Below are 18,212 nucleotides of genomic sequence, written 5' to 3' on the forward strand. Positions count from 1 at the left end.
CTCTATTTGCTTTACAGTGCGGCCGCTTCGTAAACCCCGATTTTCGAATTCAAACTCTAAAACGCGCCGATCGTTGCCGGATTGCGCAAATCTGGGTTCGTGCCGACGTCCCCGACATCGCCTTTCCTGCCTTCTGCGATTTCAGCATCCCGCTGCGGCCGGTTGGTTTTGAGCGCCGTCTGCCGGGTCAATTCCGCCTTATTAAATTCGGCGAAACGGTCGTCCGTGAGCGTGAAAAGGAACGCGACAAGATCGTCAATTTCGTCTTCGCTCAGCGCAAGACGTTGCATTCCGCCATCGAGATAGGGATTTGCAACACCTCCCTTATTGTAATGGTCCATGACATCCCAGAGCGTGGCCAGAGAACCATCGTGCATATAGGGAGCTGTTATCCCAATGTTGCGAAGGGTCTCACTCTTAAAGGTGCCAATGTCCGCCATGTTTTTGGTCACAAGGAATCGGCCAAGTTCGGAGTAGGATGTCTGCAAGGCAAGTTCGTCGATCTGCTTTGTATCGCCCGTCTTCAGGATGCCAACGGCCTTTCGGGCCAGCTCCTCGAAATTCTGCTTATGCGCAGCGATCCCGATATTATGGAATTTCTGGTCGGAGAAGAGCGACGAGATGCCATTGGCGGCATGACACGAACTGCAACGGCCTTTTCCCTGAAACAAGGCAAAGCCACGCTGGGCCTGATCACTGATCGCTTGCTTATCCCCCGCCATGAAATGGTCGAATGGCGCATTGCCAGAATATTGCGTCCGCTCGAAAGCGGCGATCGCGGAAGCGATATCGTCATAATTGGGTTCGTGCTGGAACAGCGATTTGAACGCGTCCGCATATTCCGGGACCTTGGCCACTTTGGCGACAACATCCTCCGGCGACTTCTGGCCCATTTCAACGGGATTCAAGATTGGCAGCTTGGCCTGATCCTCGAGCTCCGGGGCCCGGCCATCCCAGAATTGCGTCGCCTGAAACATCGCGTTGAGGACCGTTGGGGCGTTGCGTTGGCCATGCTGGTCTTGAACACCTGCGGACGTCGGGCTGTTGCCGCGATGATCGCTAAATCCCTTGGCGGGATCATGGCAGGTCGCGCAAGCAAGCGAATCATCGACGGAAAGGCGCTTGTCGTTGAACAGTTTTTCGCCGAGCGCGGCAAGTTGCACCGTTGGCTCGCGAGCGGCGGACACCGACAGAGAGTAAAGCTGCTTCGAGATGCCAATAGGCAAATCCGGCTTTAGGGCAGTTGCTTTTTCGGCAGGCCCGCCCGGATCTTTGGCCGCCTGAGCAACGTTGATGGGTCGCGGGGGAGCAGAGGTCGATTGCGGGGGAACCGGGGTCGATCGAAGAGGGGCCGGGGTCGACGGCGGCGTATCCTGGGAACTGAACGCGATCGCCATTGCAATGAGAACACCTACGGCCGCCACCAATGCGAGGCTGGCTATCAGTTTCTCGCGCGAGGTTTGCATTCGATCCTCCCCAGGGCTCTTTTTGCCAAGCTTACGACAGACGAACCTCATTTTGGCGATACCATACCCACAAAAATGCGGAGCGTGAACCACCAAAATCTACAAAAAAATTGTGAATGGCTGCAACGCGACTTACTGCGTTTGTTCGAATGGAGGCTAACCGCAAAAGGGGTGCACGAGGATAAGTCACGAGAAAGCCGCTTGACGCCTGCCAGCACAACCGGCATGACGCTACCACACAAGGATGACGTTCTTCTAAACGATTGAACGGAACGCGCGTCTGATTCCAGTAGCTGCCCTGACATTGCAGATGAACAAGCCGTGACTTTTTCTCCTTCCATCAAATCACAAGCGGGCGCATGAGCAAAATAGCTTATGTCAATGGCCGCTATGTGTTGCACCGTGACGCCGTGGTTCATATCGATGACCGCGGCTACCAATTCGCGGATGGCGTATATGAAGTCTGTGAAGTATTTCGCGGCGGCCTGATCGACGAGAAGCGCCATTTCGATCGGCTTGCCTATTCGCTCGCCGAGTTGCAAATCGTGGCGCCTCTCCGGCCTGAGGTGCTTGCCGTGGTGATTCGCGAAGTGATGGCTCGGAACAGAGTCGATAATGGCTATCTCTACGTCCAGGTGACACGCGGCGTGGCTCCGCGCGACCATGTCTTTCCCCCAAAATCCGTTCGTCCAAGCCTCGTCGTGACGGCGCGTCAGATTGATCCTGAAAAGAGCGCGGAAACGGCGCGCAAGGGAATCAGTGCCGTTACCACCTCGGACCTGCGTTGGAAGCGCGTTGACATCAAGTCAATCTCTTTGCTACCCAACGTCCTTGCACGGCAGCTTGCGCGGGAGCAGGGCGCCTATGAAGCTTGGCTCGTCGATTCGGATGGAATGATTACCGAAGGGGCGGCGTCGAACGCGTGGATCGTCAGCGGGGCAGGCACTCTCATTACTCATCAAATCGATCATACGATCCTTCGCGGTATAACAAGAACAAGGCTCATTGAAATTATCGCGGAGCAGGGACTGACGCTTGAAGAACGGAGATTTGGTCTCGAGGAAGTTTACAGCGCGCGGGAAGCTTTCGTCACCGGAGCGACAACCCTCGTCATGCCGGTCGTGCGCATCGACGGACGGCAAATCGGCACTGGAACCCCAGGACCGGTTGCTTCCAAATTACGGGCGATTTTTCACGATGCAGCCGAGCGTACCTAGGTTTGTGAAGCCTGTTTCACGTTAATCCTGAATCGTGATGACAATCATCAAAGAGGGGCTTGCAGGGCTACCTCTCGGTCTCATATGATTGCCCGGCCCGAGGTGCATGAACAAGGTCAAGTTCATCCATATGACGCAACCGCTCCTATTTGTGCGATTGTTTTGACGTTTCTAGACCCTTAAATATGCAAGGTTCAAAATTGGACCATGAGACCTTTGTTCTTAGTGTAATTTCTTAAAAAGAGTGTGTAAGCACATGATTAAACAGCGGCAGCCGTTTTTTCGATGAACGATATGCGCCGGGCACGGCGCCAAGAACATAACAGGATTTAAGACATGGGATCAGAGCGCCCACAAAATCTCCAGGACACTTTTCTCAATTTTGTCCGCAAAAATAAAGTACCTCTGACGATCTTTCTGGTGAATGGGGTCAAATTGCAGGGTGTCGTCACCTGGTTTGACAATTTCTGCGTTCTGCTCCGCCGCGACGGCCATTCGCAGCTTGTCTACAAGCACGCGATATCCACGATCATGCCGGGGCAGCCTATCCAGATGTTCGAGCCTGGGGACGAGGCAGGTCATGGCGGGCCATAGAATTTTATTCAATTCTCTCCGGAACCTGGTTCTGCCAAGAACTTCGCTTATATGTTCAGGAAACGTCTAACGCCCGGAGGCTGGAATCGGCACATTTTCAAGTAGAATGGATTTGCTACCCAAATCTCTCGCCAATGACGGCTCCTCCTTGCCATTGATACATACCCGGACGCTCGTGGTCGGTCCCTATCTCCATGGCAGCCGAGGCCGCAAAGTCGTTTCCGGCGCCTCCATTCCTGTCATGGAGGGACGGCCGCAGGAAGCTCGGCTTATCGAGGCGACGGGACTTGCCCACGCGATCGGCCTTGACGTTGTGGCAGCACTTCGCGTGCCGCTCACAAAAATTCAGCCGGCAGCCTATATCGGCAAGGGCAATGTCGCCGAACTCGCGGCTTTAGCGGCTGAAAAAGACGCTGGCCTTATCATCATGGATTGTGCCCTGTCGCCCGTGCAGCAGCGCAATCTGGAAAGAGCCTTCGCGGCCAAGGTAATTGACCGAACGGGGCTAATTCTAGAAATCTTTGGTCAACGTGCCCGCACCCGAGAGGGCACGCTGCAGGTTGAGCTTGCCCATCTTGCGTACCAAAAATCCCGACTGGTCCGGTCCTGGACCCACCTCGAGCGTCAACGCGGCGGCTTCGGATTTCTCGGCGGTCCAGGCGAGACTCAGATCGAGGCCGACCGCCGCCTGATCGAGGAACGGATGACCCGCATCAAGCAAGAACTCGAGAGCGTTAAGCGCACTCGCGGCCTGCATCGCAAGACCCGCCGCGCGGTCCCATATCCGATCATTGCCCTTGTCGGCTATACAAATGCCGGCAAATCCACGCTCTTCAACAAGCTGACCAACGCCGGCGTCGCCGCTGTGGACATGTTGTTCGCGACGCTTGACCCAACTTTGCGCAAGGTTGCGCTCCCACATGGCGGTCAGGTCATTCTTTCCGATACAGTTGGCTTTATTTCCGACTTGCCGACCATGCTGGTCAAGGCTTTCCGGGCGACGCTAGAGGAAGTCCTTGAGGCCGACCTCATTTTGCATGTCCGTGATATCGCGCATCAAGATTCCGAAGCGCAGCGAGACGATGTTGAAGCGATTCTTCGCGATCTGGGGATCGATGCCGCGAATGATCACCGCCGCATGGAAATCTGGAACAAGAGCGATCTTTTGGACGATCCGGCGCTTGCCTCGGCGCGAATGCGCGGCCAGCAAAATGTCCACGACAAACCCATCATTCTATCCGCGGTGACAGGGCAGGGACTCGACGAATTGCTCTTGGCGATCGAGGCACGCTTAGCGAATGGCCGGATGGTTTTCGATGTCACGCTTGATCCAGCGAACGGTGCTGGTCTCAATTGGCTACATGAGAATGCCGAGATCATGGACAAGGATACCGAGCCGAACGGCGTCGTTCACGTAAGGGTGCGGCTACCGCCGGAGCGTTCTGATCTGCTCCGCAGAAAGTTTCATGCTGCCGCAACCAGGTGCGCGTAAGGAAGCAGCTGGCCTAGGGCAGAACTTGCTCCACGGCCTTCGCGGTATTCCAAAGAGTTTCCATTTCCTCAAGAGTGGCGGTGCCTGGTGCCCTGCCGACGCGCGCCAATTCCTCCTCGATAAAACGGAAACGCCGTTCGAACTTGGCGTTGGCAAGCCGAATGGCTCCTTCAGGATCGGTGGTTACATGGCGGGCGAGATTTGCAACGGCGAACAAAAGATCACCGATTTCCCCAGCCAGCGCGGCGGCGTCCCTGGAATCAAGCGCGACTTCGATCTCGCCGGTTTCCTCCCGGATTTTTTCGATGACGAGACGCGGGTCGTTCCAATCGAAACCCACGGTTGAAGCCTTGGCTTGCAACTTCACGGCGCGGGTCAAGCCGGGCAGGGCAACAGGAATATCGGCGAGGAGACCCTCTCCTGGGCCGGCATTATGTTTTGCCGATTTTTCGTCCTGCTTGATTTTTTCCCAGAGCGCTTTGATCTCGTCCGCTGTCAAATCCAAGCCGGTGCCGAAGACATGCGGATGACGCCGGATCATTTTCTCCGTGACTGCCTGCACCACCGCACCAAAATCAAAGAGATTGAGCTCTTCGGCGATGCGAGCCTGAAAAACAACCTGTAACAGGAGATCGCCAAGCTCCTCCTTCAAATTGTCCATATCGCCGCGTGCAACGGCGTCAGCCACCTCATAGGATTCCTCGATCGTGAAGGGAACGATCGTCTCGAATGTCTGTTCGCGATCCCAAGCGCAGCCCGTTTCCGGGTTGCGCAGGGCCGCCAAAATCTCAACCAGCCGGCCGGCATCGTGGGACGGCTGCATCAGCTTGCCCTGCGCCTCATTCGACCGAAATCGACAAAGCTTCCCGGCCCTTCGGCGTATCGACGACCCGCATCGTTACTGGCTGGCCTTCGACGAGGCCCTGAATCCCTGCCGGACCGAGGATCGAAATATGGACGAAAACATCCTTGCCGCCGTCGTTCGATTGGACAAAGCCAAATCCCTTGTGATCGTCGAACCACTTCACGACCCCGGTAATCGAAACCGCCGTGGATGGATCAGGCGCGCGCCGCTGCGGGCGCGGCGAATCACCAAATCCACGCGACGGCGGAGCGCGTTCCGCGGCGCCAGCGGTATCAACCTCGATGACGCGCGTGACTTGGGCACCTTTTGCGCCATTGCTCACATTAACCTTCAACTTCGCACCAGGGGGCACGGACTCATATCCGGCCGCTTGAAGCGCGCCAATATGCAAGAACGCGTCACCGGTCCCATTGGCCAACTCGACAAAGCCAAATCCCTTATCGCCCTTGAACCATTTGACGACCGCATCTATGCTCGGTCCGGTTGGAGCCGCGATTTCCGGCCCTCCACTACTCGCCCCGAAGCTCGATCGCGGGGTCCGGCTCCGCGGTGCATCATAGGGTGATGGCCCATCGTCGTCGAAACCGCGTTTTTTGGGTCCCCGGAAGTCTCTACCTTTGCTCATGATTTGCCTGCTCGTCTCACACCTTTAGCGTCTTACACGCCAACCCTTTGCCCACACGGGGCTCGTCGCGGCAAAGCGGACCCGGCAGTTGTCCTGCCAATCTTGAAATTGACCCACCGCCGGCACACGCGCAACGAACGCTGCGCGCAATCAGAAAGGCCAGCGCCGCAAGGTGCCAGCCCAACATCACGCCAATGGTCAATAGTCAAAATGCCGAAAATCCCGTGAGCGAAAAACATATCAACTGTTTGGCTTCTTGGCTACTCCAATCGGCAAAGATTGAAGCGTCAAATTGTAAGGGTCGACTCTACGGGTTCTATACGCATAATATATATTATGGAACGTAAACGGCGAGCTTGTTTAATAGGAAACGACAATCGGCAGTCATAATCAATATTTCAATAGGTTGCCCGGGTTTCTTCCAGTCCTATTCAAACAAACAATTTCATTCCATCGAAAGCCGGTTCCACATGGGCGGGCAATTCATTGCGCAGCCGTTCGAAATCAAGATCGGTGTGAAGATTCGTAAGAACCGCCCGTCGCGGCTTCAATCGCGCAATCCAGATCAGTGTTTCCGGCAGGCTGAAATGGCTTGGATGGGCTGTGTAGCGCAAAGCGTCGACGATCCAGAGATCCAGCCCTTCGAGATAGGCAAGGCTTTCCTTAGGAATTGCGTTGAGGTCAGGCGTATAGGCGACGCCACCAAAGCGAAAACCAAGCGATCCAATTTCGCCATGTTCAAGTTGAAAAGGAACGGCTTCCACTGGTCCACCAAGGCCATTTAGCTTTATAATCTGGTATGTTATGATTCTATGTTCATTCAATAATGCAGGATATTGGCTGCCTGGCGGTGTCTCGAATATATAGCTGAAATTCTTTCGTACGATCGCCGCAGTCTCGGCATCCATATGAAGATCGATTTTCCGCTTCGCCATGATCACCAAAGGCCGGATCTCATCGATTCCATGAATATGGTCCGCGTGCGAATGGGTAAGCAAAATAGCGTCGAGCCGATTAATTTCGAGCCCGAGCATTTGTTCACGCAGATCCGGTGACATGTCGACCAGGACTTGCGTCTTGGCGCCGTTTGCGCTTCTCCGCTCGACAAAGAGCGAGCAGCGTCGGCGGCGGTTTTTGGGATTGTTGGGGTCACAAGCGCCCCAGCCTTGTCCGACTCGTGGAACTCCTCCCGACGAGCCGCAGCCTAAAATGGTGAACGTAAGGCTCACGCTGCCTCCGCGCCCGCGATGGGTGGCGGCATTTTGCTAAAAAGACGCAACGTATTGGTGCTGGTTTCTTTGGCAATTCTCTCTATCGAAACACCTTTCACATCGGCCAATACTTTCGCTGTGGCGGCGACGAAGGCCGGTTCATTGCGTTTGCCGCGATAGGGAACCGGCGCCAAATAAGGCGCGTCTGTCTCGACCAAGACCTTATCCAATGGCACCGAGCGGGCGATGTCTCGCAAGGTTTGCGAATTTTTAAACGTCAATACCCCGGAAAACGAGATGTAGAGGCCAAGCGACAGCGCGGCTTCGGCAAGAGCGGCCGATGATGTGAAGCAATGGAGAAGGCCCGTGAAAGCGCCCTTCCCCATTTCGTCGTGCAGGATCGCTGCGACATCGGAGTCGGCGTCACGCGCATGGATGATAATGGGCAGCCCGCTTTGCCGGGCGGCCGCGATATGGGTGCGGAAAACCCGCGCAGCGACATCACGCGGTGGCTTGTCATAATGATAGTCGAGCCCGGCTTCACCAATCCCGACGCATTTCGGGTGCGTCGCTAGAGCGACGAGGTGTTCTTGGGAGGCTTCGGCGTCTTCGTGCGCGTGGTGGGGATGGGTTCCCACCGTGAAATAGACATCTTCATAGGTTTCCGCGAGCTGGCGGATCACTGGAAAAGCATCAACCCGAGTTGAAATCGTAATCATCCGCTTAAGCCCGGCGGCGCGGGCGCGCTCGACTATCGCGTCGCGCTCAAACTCGAAATCGGCAAAATCAAGGTGGCAATGACTGTCGATCAGCACGGTGGGTCTTTCTTGGCCAAACCATCCTCCGTTTCGATGTAACGCGGAAAAATCGCTGCGGGCGGGGGCAAAGACGACCCCGGCAAGAGGCCTTGCGCCATTCCGGCATTGGCAAATCTACGCTCGCCCGGTGAGACGCCCAAGAGATCGAGCAGCTTTTCCATCGACGCCGGCATGACAGGCTGCACCATGATCGCAACGATCCGCAGAACTTCGGCGGTCACATAAAGGATGGTTTGCATCCGCGCCGGATCGCTCTTGCGTTTGACCCAAGGTTCCTCGCTGGCGAAATAGCGGTTTGCTTCGCTGACGACCCGCCAAATCTCCGTTAAGATCAGATGCAGGGCATAATCTTGCATCAAGGCGCGGGATTTCGCTGGCAGCGACACCGCCTGAGCCAGGAGGAGCCGATCGGGTTCGCTCAACGCAGCGGGCGCGGGTAAAATGCCATCGCAATTTTTGGCCAGCATCGACAAGGAGCGCTGGGCGAGATTGCCGAGGTCATTGGCAAGATCGGCGTTGATCCGATTGACGATCGCTTCATGCGAATAGGTGCCGTCTTGGCCAAACGGCACGTCGCGCAACAGAAAATAGCGCAGCTGGTCGGTTCCATAATGCTTGGCGAGCGCGAGCGGATCGATCACATTGCCGACCGACTTCGACATTTTCTCGCCCCGGTTGAACAAAAAGCCATGGACGACAATTTGGCGCGGCAGCGCGAGTTTGGCCGACATCAGGAATGCTGGCCAATAGATCGCATGAAATCTTGAAATGTCCTTGCCGATCACATGTGCGCTGGCGGGCCAGAATTTCGCGCGCGATGATTCCGGGTCTGGAAACCCGGTGCCGGTGAGATAATTCGTCAGCGCATCGACCCAGACATACATCACATGCCGCGGATCGCCGGGGACCGGAATGCCCCAATCAAAGGTTGAACGGCTGATCGAAAGATCGGTTAGCCCGCGTTCGACAAAGGCGACAATTTCGTTGCGGTATTTTTCCGGCGTCACGAAATCCGGGCAGTCGCGATAAAGCTTGAGGAGACGGTCCTGGTAGGCCGAAAGCCTGAAAAAATAGCTTTCTTCCTCGACCCATTCAACCGGTGCGCCGGTCGGCGCGAGGCGGCTGCCGTCTGGCCCCTCCGTCAGTTCGGACTCGTCAAAGAAAGCCTCGTCGCGAACAGAGTACCAGCCCGGATATTTGGAATGATAAATATCGCCCGCTGCTGCCATCCGGGTCCATAGTTCGGCGGCAGCCGCATGGTGGCGGGGTTGCGTGGTGCGCACAACGTCATCTGCTGGCGCCCAAAGAGCCATTCCCATTTCGGCAAATTGCGCCGCCGTGCGATCGGCGAGTTGTTGTGGAGTGAGGCCTTCGCGCTCCGCCGTCCGCTGCATTTTCTGGCCATGTTCATCCATTCCGGTCACGAACAGGACATTCGTACCGTCGAGCCTTTGGAAGCGGGCGATCGCATCGGTGGCGATACGCTCATAGGCATGACCGATATGTGGTGCGCCATTGGCATAAGGTATCGCGGTCGTGATGTAGAAAGAGGAGCCGGCAGTCATCAATCAGCAATCTCGAAGCTTCGTACAGAGCCCCGCATGACGGCTGCTGCTTCGCTCCGTGTCAGGAAGGAGAAGCCTGTACCGCCGCCGCCAGATCGGCGAAAAGGGACAGAACAAGAGGCCGCTTGTCGAGATTGAAGATTTCGGTCTCGCGTGCCGCCTCGCTCAGTTTTTCCCATACAAGCGCGTAAGGTGCAAGTTGATGTGCGCAGGCACCTTGCAAGGTCCGCGCGCCGTGCCGCACCCGTGCATCGAGCCAGTCCTCGATCGTGGCGAGCATCGTCTCGTAATCGCCGCTGTTGTTGCGCGCCGTGATCCGATCGGCCAAGGCATGGACTTGGCTCCAATCAATGTGAGGCAAATCGTCCAACATCCGGCCGAGATCCGCGTCAAGCTCGATTCCCTGGTCGCCGAGGAGCCGCAACGCATGATGGACGGAGCCGCGCGATCGAGCGACGGCGGTGGCGCGCGCGGCATCGTCAATGTTCGACCACGGTGGCCCAAGCGCCGCCACGATCGCGCCGATATCCGCCGCCGCCAGGGGCCTCAACAGGATTTTTTGGCAGCGTGAACGCAGCGTCGCCAGCACCCGGCCCGGCCGTTGCGCGATGATAAGAAAAAGCGAGCGCGGCGGCGGCTCCTCGATTAGCTTTAGCAGCGCATTGGCGCTGTTCTGATTGAGATCTTCCGCGCAATCAAGGATACAAATCCTATAGCCGCCACGCCCAGCCGCTTGTTGAAACATATGGGTGGCCCGCCGGACATCCTCGACGCGGATGTCCGTAAAGAGCTTCTTGTCTTTATCATTCCACTCACGACGCAGAAGAAAGAGATCCGGGTGGCCCATTGCGATGATTTGACGCGAAACCGGATGTGCTGGAGGAACAAAAAGGTCCGCCCTCGTGTCACCAGCCGCGGTAGGTTCCGGATTCGCCAATAAAAACCGTGTAAGCCGCCAAGCAAGCGTCGCTTTGCCGATGCCTGGCGGCCCGCCAATGATGAAGGCCTGCGGCAAATGTCCCGCCAGATAAGCGCGAAGAAGATTCTGTTCAGCTTCGGAGTGACCAATAAATACATGGGTACTTCGGGGGTGCGGGGCGTCTTGGAAACGGTCGGACTCCAAACCGGTTTCCAGGTTTTTGCCCTCAGTTGATCTAGCCATGCCGCGCCTGCTTCACGGCGGCGGGAGCAATGAGCCTATGAGATACGGCCTCGAAGATGGCTTGCGCAACCTCTTCCTCGGGGCCTCCCGCGTTGATGACAATGCAGCGCGCCGGTTCCGCCATCGCGATCGATAGGAAAGCACCGCGCAAGGTTTTGTGAAACTCCAAATCCTCGCGCTCAAAGCGATCGGGGGCTTCACCGGTGGTGCGCCGGGCTGTGGCACGGGCAAGACCATCGGTGACCGGGAGGTCAAGAATCAAGGTCAGGTCGGGCCGGACATTACCCAAGGCGATGCGTTCGAGTGCCCGCAAAAAGCGCGGATCCACTTGTCCGCGCGCGCCTTGATACGCCCTTGTTGAATCCGCGTAGCGGTCGGATACGACCCATGTCCCGGCCGCAAGGGCGGGCGCGATGGTAGTATCGATATGGTCAATTCGAGCAGCGGCGAAGAGGATTGCCTCGGCAGCGGGACCGAGGCGGGCGATGCGACCCGACAGGAGCAATTTGCGCAAAATTTCAGCCCCCGGCGAGCCGCCTGGCTCACGTGTGCCGATTGCTGCTATTCCCGCCGTCCGGAGGTTGTACAACAGATGACGGACTTGAGTGGATTTGCCGGCCCCTTCGCCGCCCTCAAGCGTAATAAAGGTTCCTCGCCTGGTCGCGGCCCGGGCTGGCACACCCGCCTCCTTTATCGCTTCAGGACATATTTATGGATAACTCCGGCTGCGTATTCGATTCCGGCGTCCATGGCCCGCCGCGGGAGGGTGCCCTCCTCGATCGCGGTGGCAGTCTTCAAGGGGAGGTCGAGGATTTGCTCCTGGCCGCGAAAAATCTTAAGCCGCGCAACCTCTTTGCCTGCCTCGATAGGGGCGATCAATGGGCCGGTGTAGACAATTCGCCCGTTGAGTTTTTCGGTGGCGGACCGGGGAACGAGAATTTTGACTTCCCCATCGGCGACCAACGGCACGGAAGTGGACGTGCCACCATAGACCTTGGCGCTGCCGATCGTATCGCCCGCCTGAAAAATGGTTCTTGAGTCAAACGAACGGAAACCCCAAAGGAAAATCTTGCGCGCTTCATCGGCGCGCTCCTTGGACGACGAGGCGCCGTAAAGCGCCAGAATCAGCCGCTGCCCGTTCTGAACGGCGGAGCCGACCAGCCCATAGCCACTTTCATCGATGTTGCCGGTTTTCAACCCATCCGCGCCAAAATCCATGGTCAGCAGAGGATTGCGATTTGTCTGTTTAATCTTGTTCCAGGTAAATTCCTTCTCGCCGAAATATTTATAAAATTCAGGGTAGGTTTGGATGACGTGATTGGCGAGCGCCACCATTTCCCTGGGGCTCACTTTTTGTTCGGGATCGCCCCTGCCCCAGGCATTGGTAAAGGTCGAGTGTTCCAAGCCGAGCTCGCGTGCCCGTTTCGTCATACGGGTGGCGAAGGCCCCTTCCGACCCAGCGACCCCCTCGGCGAGGGCGATCGCGGCGTCATTGCCCGAATCAATCACAAGTCCGCGAATCAAATCCTCGACCCGGACTTGACTGTTGGGGGCCGCGAACATCGCTGATCCGCGGGCTGGCGCGCCGCCGTAGCGCCAGGCCGTCTCGCTGACCAAAAATTGATCGTCGAGCTTCAGATGACCCAGGGCAATCTCGTTGAAGACGATCTCAGCGGTCATGATCTTTGCGGTGGATGCCGGAATGACGAGCGCGTCGGCGTCCTTTTCAAACAGCACGCTGCGGGAAGCTGAATCGATCAAAATCGCATGTGGCACGCTGGTCTGAATCGTTTGGGCGAAAGCCGCCACGCCGATGGGAAGACCAAAAAGTGACAAGATGACAAGAAGACCGAAATGCGGCACGCGGCTGCCGGACAGGCTGGCAATCAAACGGGTGGTTTTCATTGTCCCCACCAATAAGGAAAGGTTGGCATCCAGCTCAGTAGGCCGGATCGGAAATTTAGGAATACCCATTTTAAAGCGGGCAGGTATGGCGCGGCAACCTTGATGGCCGCCGATTTCCATGAGGTCGCATATCCTTACGCCGCGGCACGACGACGTTCAATGCCTTAAGCGCTGATGCGCCGGTGTATTGTGGCGCGCGGTTAACGCGAGAACCGTTTCTTGCCAGGTCAAATCATCCGGTCATCACGAGACGCAAGTTCTAAAATAGGCCCTTCGGGCGTCAATTCACCTCAGCGCGATGCGACGGGCACCCCGGCTCTCGGAAGCCTCCCCAGATCGAACGGCCGGGCTGGCGGAAGCGGAATTTGCCGTCCTCCGGCGTGGCTCGAAGAGGCGGTGACTGGCTGGCTTGCCTCTTCCCCAGCAGCCGAAGCGGAAGGTCGTGCGTCGGCGGTGGCAATCGGGTACGGTGCGTTTTCGGCGAGAAGGCTGCGATCGCCGCCCTCTACCCCGGCGATCGAGGCGGGTCCGTCAATCCGCAGGGTCGCGAGCAGTTTCTCGTCATCGGACCCGGCAAGGCTGGCGGGGGCAATATATTCGACCTTGACCCGCGACGTGCCGGTTTGGCGGAAATCGAGCGCCTCGGCGGTCCTCCGCGAAACATCCATGATCCGGTTGGCGGCAAATGGGCCGCGATCGTTGACGCGGACGATCAGCGAACGGTGATTGCCGAGATTGGTGACCCGCGCGTAGCTTGGCAGGGGCATCGTTGGATGCGCGGCGGAAATCGAATCGCGGTCGTAAACCTCGCCATTGGCGGTCCGGCGGCCGTGGAAGGCATCGCCATACCAAGAGGCAAGGCCGGTTGCTGCGTAATGTTTTTCGCTCGGGTAATAGGTATGCCCGGCCACCGAATAGGGCTTCCCGACCATGTACATACCGCCGCCACGCGGCACCGGCTCGCCATCGGCGACCACCCGCGGGCTGGCCGCGCCATAGATGGAGGACGGGAAATATTCCTTGGAATTCGCTGAGACGAGGCGCTGCCCTGGCGGTTGTGCACATCCGCCCAGGCTTAAAACTGCGCCCCCTGCAAGGCCTGTTACGGCGAAACGGACTGGCTGCTTGGCGGCAAGATTACAAAGAAAACTTAATACTGTACGCATGCACTCATTCAAATTCTGGTTCGCTCGCATGCGCATCCCCTAGACTTTGGCGTGGCCGCGAGGCGGGCCGTGGCCGATTTATAAAGACCGGCAAACCGCTAGTTTCGCAGCCTCCGGTTTCGGAAGCCTTAAAGCCATGGCAAAGCCGAAGCACAGTTCGGCTTTCGAATGCGACCAAAGTGCGGCATGAAGGGTTGCGTCGGCCGCTTAAAAACGGCCGCTCGATACATAGAAAATCAGCAAAATCATTATGTTGGATATTTTTGCAACAGTTGCTTGAAAACCGTCGCGTGCCGCGAAGCAACTGGTTGCGCACCAGAATCGCGGGCTTTTGACACGCCGAAGACTCGAGATCGGATTGCGGCCATTTCAGCCAGCAACCGTGTACCAGCGCCATTGCGCCAAGGGCCGTCCCCCAGTCAAACTGGCCAACGTCACTTTTTGGTGGCGCTTGATGGGCGTTTCGGATGCACCTGCACTGTGGCCGTCATGCCTTGCACGAGCCTGACGTTGCTCGGCACCTCATCGAGATGAATCCGCACAGGCACGCGCTGGGCAAGCCGGACCCAGGTAAAGACCGGATTGACATCGGCAACCCCCAACGCATCGGACTGCGCATTTGGAACATTGATCGCGCGCGTAAGACTATCGACATGCCCCTTGATTTCATCCGGGAACCCCATCAGCCAAACGCTTGCCGGATCTCCATCCTTGATCGGGCCGATTGTCGTTTCCTCGAAATAGCCTTCCACCCAAAAGGAGTGGGCATCGACCAGCGACAGTGCCCGGTTTCCGACAACGCTGTAGTCGCCTTGCCGCAACGAGAGATTGGTCACCCAGCCATCGACTGGCGAACGCACTTCCGTCCGGCTCAGATCAAGCTGGGCTTTGGCGAGCCGCGAGAGCATCTGCTGGTAGGTCGCCGCCGCGGTTGCGGCGCCGACCGCATAAACTTGCTTCTGCTCCAGCGAGACCGCAAGCTCGTTCAGTTGCGCCCGCCTTTCGGCTTCGCTGCGCGACAGGACCAAACGTTCCCTGGCTTCTTCGACCTCCGCCTGCGTATCTTCCACCGCAATTTTATAGTCGGATGGATCGACAACAAACAAGAGGTCGCCTTTATGGACATACTGGTTGTCGATAACGTTGAGCTGCACGATTCGCCCGGCGACCTCCGGCGCTATGGTGACGATATAGACGCGCACGGTACCATCCCGCGTCCAAGGGGAAAGCATATAGCTGTGCCACATCATCCACCCGGCCGTCAGCGCGATGGCAACAACGAGCAGCGTGAGAGCAGGCCGGAGCGCGGTTCTGGCGGTCATCACGATTTGCGTCCGGCAAGTAGCAGTACAAGACCGGACAGCAGAATGAGGTAAAGCGCGGCATTGAACAGCGCGGGATGCCATATCGCAAACCCGAAGTTGCCAAGCCGATCGGCGACGCGACGGATCAGAAGGAGCAGCAGCCAAGCGACCAGCATGAGTATGGCGATGGGGGCCACGTAGATGCCGAAGATATTCGCTTCAGGAAACGGCATTTTACCCTCTTCCGGCGAAGAACGCGGGGTCGGAGGTCAGAGCCTCCTCGATTTCCCGCATAGCGGTGCAGAACCGCTGCACGGCAATCGGACTTCCCTGCCCCGCCTGTGGCGCGAGGCGTGCGACGATCCCGGCCGCGGCGGCACGCATCTGATCCGGGTTTCCGGTGGCGAGCAAGGAGATCACGCGGCCGGCACCACCCCGCTCTCCGACTGTGTCCGCCAGATCCCGCACTTGCGCGATCGCGAGGCCGGTGCCGAGCGCCGCCACCAATTGACTTCGCTGGCGAGGAGTCGCGGCTTTAGGTAGAGCGATCATCCGGTCATAGAGGCGGTCTTCCCAAATGTCCGCTGGAGGGCGCCAGTTGCCAGCCGCGAGCCGGTGGAGATCATGCAAAGCGGCGGCAATCTGGCGGCGAGCCCGCAGCGCTGGCGAAAGCGGAGGAATTAACTGATACAGGGCCGCGCCGGCGATCGACCCCGACACAATGGCCAGCCCATTGTTCAGGAACGCCGATAAATCGTAGACCATATGGTTGGTCGGGCTCAGCATCGGAATGAGATTCACATCGTAAAGAAAAGCCGTGGCCCCAATGCCGGGCACCGTCGCCACGGCGCCACCCGGAATGAGAAATGCTGCGAGCAGAAGACTAAAAGCTTCATAGCTTCCATGGGATGGGAGCAAAAGAAATTTGAGCACGCCAGCCGCAATTGCGGCAAGGAGGCACCCGAATACCATCGAAAGCCCCGCGTCGAAGGCCTGCTCGTCCTGCTTGGTGTAAAGCAATGACACGATGACGATGAACATGATAAAGGTGGTACCTTCTGGCCAGTGCGTGAAAATCCAGAACAGGGCTGCTGCGCCGACCGCCAGCGCGACTCGCACACCGTTGAGTGATGCCACGAGCGGATCGAAGGTCCGTCTGGCGGCTCGCCGCGCGATGACTTTCGCGCGTAAGGGTTCGTTGAGAAGCACAAGACCATTCATCGTCCCGGCAAGACCAAGCAGAGCCTTGCCGGTCTGGTCAAGAAGCAACCGCTCCGAAATGTCGGCCGCAGGACAAATCAAAAGCGCATCGCCGCTCCTCTGCAATCGCTCGCAGAGCGCGAGGGGATCCTTTGCCGCCTCGGCAGCCAAAGCATCGGGTAATCCGCCGGCCGATAGTGCCGATAGTGCCGCTTTGGCGCCTGCCTCTGTCGCGACCCTCGGACGTTCGTCCAAGTGGGATTCAATCGTGCGCCAAGAAGATATAGCGGAAAATAGACCCGACAGGGCTGCTTGCAGAGTGGCGGCGCGGGCGCGCACCGCGAAGGATTCGCCGATCGCCTCGTCGATAATCGCGTCGAGTCCCGCGACATCGGCAAACAGAGCTCGGCGAATGGCGCGGCTCGATTCAATCGGGCCGGCTTCAAACTGTAAAGCTCGTATGAGCCCTGACATGATCGCCTGGCTGGCAAGCAGCATTCGGCGCGCCAAATCGTCGCGCGCGCCACCGAAATCGGTGAAGGAAAAGACGAGAGTCGTGACGATGATCCCAATGGTGATGGTGCTGGCGCGGCTGAGTGCAATCATCAACACATGCTCTGGCGCCGCGATCGCGTTCAAGGCGACAATCGCGGCGGTGAATCCCGCGATGATGGCGCCATAGGCGGCGAAATTACGCAAAGCCGTCGCCGCAGAGCCGCAGAGCCCGCACCAAATCGCCAAGCCCAAAAAAAATCCAACCCGCGATTGCGGAAAAAGCATGAGAAGCCAGACTGCCGCGACAGCCCCCGCGAGCGTGCCGATGAGGCGGAACATCCCTTTGCGAAGCGCCGCACCGAGGACGGGTTGGGCGACGATGACGGCTGTTGTCCCAGCCCAGCTGGGTTGGTCCAACTGCAAGAAAAACGCAACATAAAGCGCGACCGACGCCGAGAGTGCGATACGCGCACCATAGAAGATAGCCGGAAACGCCCGTTTGGCAGCCCTCAAACGGGACACAAGTTCGGGCAACAAAAGACCGCTGTTGACCCGGCTGCTGATCGCCCCCATCGGACCTCATTCCCCCGCCGAGCGTCCCCAGATTCCCAACTGATTTCAAACGTAAGGCTTTTGGCGACCCCGGCAGGGCTCGAACCTGCGACCTGCCGCTTAGAAGGCGGCTGCTCTATCCAGCTGAGCTACGGAGTCGGCTGCGACAGCATTCAAGCAGCTTCTTTCCTCAATGAAACTAACAATTTAAACAGCGCTCTTAATGTCGATTATGAGGTTGGCGTTAATGAGTCCATTGGTCAAGACGATTCGATTTGAAATTGTCGGAATAGCTAAGAATTTTCCTCGAGACTGGGGCCGATTCCTCGATCCGGTAGCTCAAGCCGTTTTTGCTGGCATAGGCGACGGCTTCGTCCTTGGTGGCGAATTTCAACCGCACTTGGCTGTTCATATCACGCGAACTCGTCCATCCCATCAGCGGATCGATTTGGCGTGGCGCCGCAGGGGCGAATACCAAGACCCAAAGCTTGGTCCGGGCATTGCCTGATTGGGTTGCGGTTCTTGAGGGTCGGTAAATTCGTGCCGTAATCATTGTCGTGGCTCTCGTTTCGTTG

At 57.7% G+C, this 18,212-nt stretch carries 17 protein-coding genes and 1 tRNA gene; 3 read left to right on the forward strand and 15 right to left on the reverse strand.

Features of this window, described 5'->3' with window-relative positions; genetic code table 11:
• Positions 1-56: 56 nt before the first annotated feature.
• Positions 57-1,466 (reverse strand): cytochrome c peroxidase, encoded by a 1,410-nt coding sequence (locus tag QEV83_RS00845; protein WP_280129425.1) that lies wholly within the window; start codon positions 1,464-1,466, stop codon positions 57-59.
• A gap of 359 nt (positions 1,467-1,825) precedes the next feature.
• Between QEV83_RS00845 and QEV83_RS00850 the strand changes: the two genes are divergently transcribed.
• The 3 genes from QEV83_RS00850 (at position 1,826) to hflX (ending at position 4,769) form a co-directional block, all read left to right on the forward strand.
• On the forward strand, positions 1,826-2,683 hold the full coding sequence (locus QEV83_RS00850) for a D-amino-acid transaminase (protein WP_280129426.1): 858 nt from the start codon (positions 1,826-1,828) through the stop codon (positions 2,681-2,683).
• Between the two features lie 336 nt (positions 2,684-3,019).
• Entirely contained in the window at positions 3,020-3,277 is a 258-nt protein-coding gene (gene hfq / locus QEV83_RS00855) for an RNA chaperone Hfq (protein ID WP_280129427.1), read from the forward strand.
• A 148-nt stretch (positions 3,278-3,425) separates the two neighbouring features.
• Positions 3,426-4,769: a GTPase HflX gene (gene hflX / locus QEV83_RS00860; protein ID WP_280129428.1), complete on the forward strand. Its 1,344-nt coding sequence runs from the start codon at positions 3,426-3,428 to the stop codon at positions 4,767-4,769.
• A 13-nt stretch (positions 4,770-4,782) separates the two neighbouring features.
• On the opposite strand, the gene mazG is transcribed toward hflX, so the two are convergent.
• The 14 genes from mazG to QEV83_RS00930 form a co-directional block, all read right to left on the reverse strand.
• Positions 4,783-5,592 (reverse strand): nucleoside triphosphate pyrophosphohydrolase, encoded by an 810-nt coding sequence (gene mazG, locus QEV83_RS00865; protein ID WP_280129429.1) that lies wholly within the window; start codon positions 5,590-5,592, stop codon positions 4,783-4,785.
• 16 nt (positions 5,593-5,608) lie between these two features.
• A complete protein-coding gene (locus QEV83_RS00870; RefSeq protein WP_280129430.1) occupies positions 5,609-6,259 on the reverse strand; it encodes a cold shock domain-containing protein in 651 nt (216 codons plus the stop codon).
• A 431-nt stretch (positions 6,260-6,690) separates the two neighbouring features.
• Positions 6,691-7,488, reverse strand: coding sequence for an MBL fold metallo-hydrolase (locus tag QEV83_RS00875; protein ID WP_280129431.1), 798 nt, complete (start codon positions 7,486-7,488; stop codon positions 6,691-6,693).
• Positions 7,485-8,285 (reverse strand): TatD family hydrolase, encoded by an 801-nt coding sequence (locus QEV83_RS00880; protein ID WP_280129432.1) that lies wholly within the window; start codon positions 8,283-8,285, stop codon positions 7,485-7,487. Before QEV83_RS00880 ends, QEV83_RS00875 begins: the two co-directional genes overlap by 4 nt.
• Positions 8,279-9,853 (reverse strand): methionine--tRNA ligase, encoded by a 1,575-nt coding sequence (gene metG / locus QEV83_RS00885; RefSeq protein ID WP_280129433.1) that lies wholly within the window; start codon positions 9,851-9,853, stop codon positions 8,279-8,281. The genes QEV83_RS00880 and metG overlap by 7 nt, the downstream gene beginning before the upstream one ends.
• 61 nt (positions 9,854-9,914) lie before the next feature.
• Positions 9,915-11,015 (reverse strand): DNA polymerase III subunit delta', encoded by a 1,101-nt coding sequence (locus tag QEV83_RS00890; RefSeq protein ID WP_280129434.1) that lies wholly within the window; start codon positions 11,013-11,015, stop codon positions 9,915-9,917.
• A complete protein-coding gene (tmk, locus tag QEV83_RS00895) occupies positions 11,008-11,694 on the reverse strand; it encodes a dTMP kinase (RefSeq protein WP_280129435.1) in 687 nt (228 codons plus the stop codon). The genes QEV83_RS00890 and tmk overlap by 8 nt, the downstream gene beginning before the upstream one ends.
• An 11-nt stretch (positions 11,695-11,705) precedes the next feature.
• Entirely contained in the window at positions 11,706-12,920 is a 1,215-nt protein-coding gene (locus tag QEV83_RS00900) for a D-alanyl-D-alanine carboxypeptidase family protein (RefSeq protein ID WP_280129436.1), read from the reverse strand.
• Positions 12,921-13,210: 290 nt separating this feature from the next.
• On the reverse strand, positions 13,211-14,086 hold the full coding sequence (locus QEV83_RS00905) for a septal ring lytic transglycosylase RlpA family protein (RefSeq protein ID WP_280129437.1): 876 nt from the start codon (positions 14,084-14,086) through the stop codon (positions 13,211-13,213).
• A 434-nt stretch (positions 14,087-14,520) separates the two neighbouring features.
• Entirely contained in the window at positions 14,521-15,408 is an 888-nt protein-coding gene (locus QEV83_RS00910) for an HlyD family secretion protein (RefSeq protein WP_280129438.1), read from the reverse strand.
• Positions 15,408-15,623, reverse strand: a complete 216-nt coding sequence (locus QEV83_RS00915) for a DUF1656 domain-containing protein (protein ID WP_280129439.1) — start codon at positions 15,621-15,623, stop codon at positions 15,408-15,410. The genes QEV83_RS00910 and QEV83_RS00915 overlap by 1 nt, the downstream gene beginning before the upstream one ends.
• A gap of 1 nt (position 15,624) precedes the next feature.
• Positions 15,625-17,658: an FUSC family protein gene (locus QEV83_RS00920; protein ID WP_280129440.1), complete on the reverse strand. Its 2,034-nt coding sequence runs from the start codon at positions 17,656-17,658 to the stop codon at positions 15,625-15,627.
• Positions 17,659-17,719: 61 nt separating this feature from the next.
• Positions 17,720-17,796 (reverse strand) — tRNA-Arg (locus QEV83_RS00925).
• A gap of 85 nt (positions 17,797-17,881) precedes the next feature.
• Positions 17,882-18,190 (reverse strand): ETC complex I subunit, encoded by a 309-nt coding sequence (locus tag QEV83_RS00930; protein WP_280129441.1) that lies wholly within the window; start codon positions 18,188-18,190, stop codon positions 17,882-17,884.
• Positions 18,191-18,212: the final 22 nt, after the last annotated feature.

It is taken from the genome of Methylocapsa sp. D3K7, assembly GCF_029855125.1.
In the GTDB taxonomy this organism is placed as follows: domain Bacteria; phylum Pseudomonadota; class Alphaproteobacteria; order Rhizobiales; family Beijerinckiaceae; genus Methylocapsa.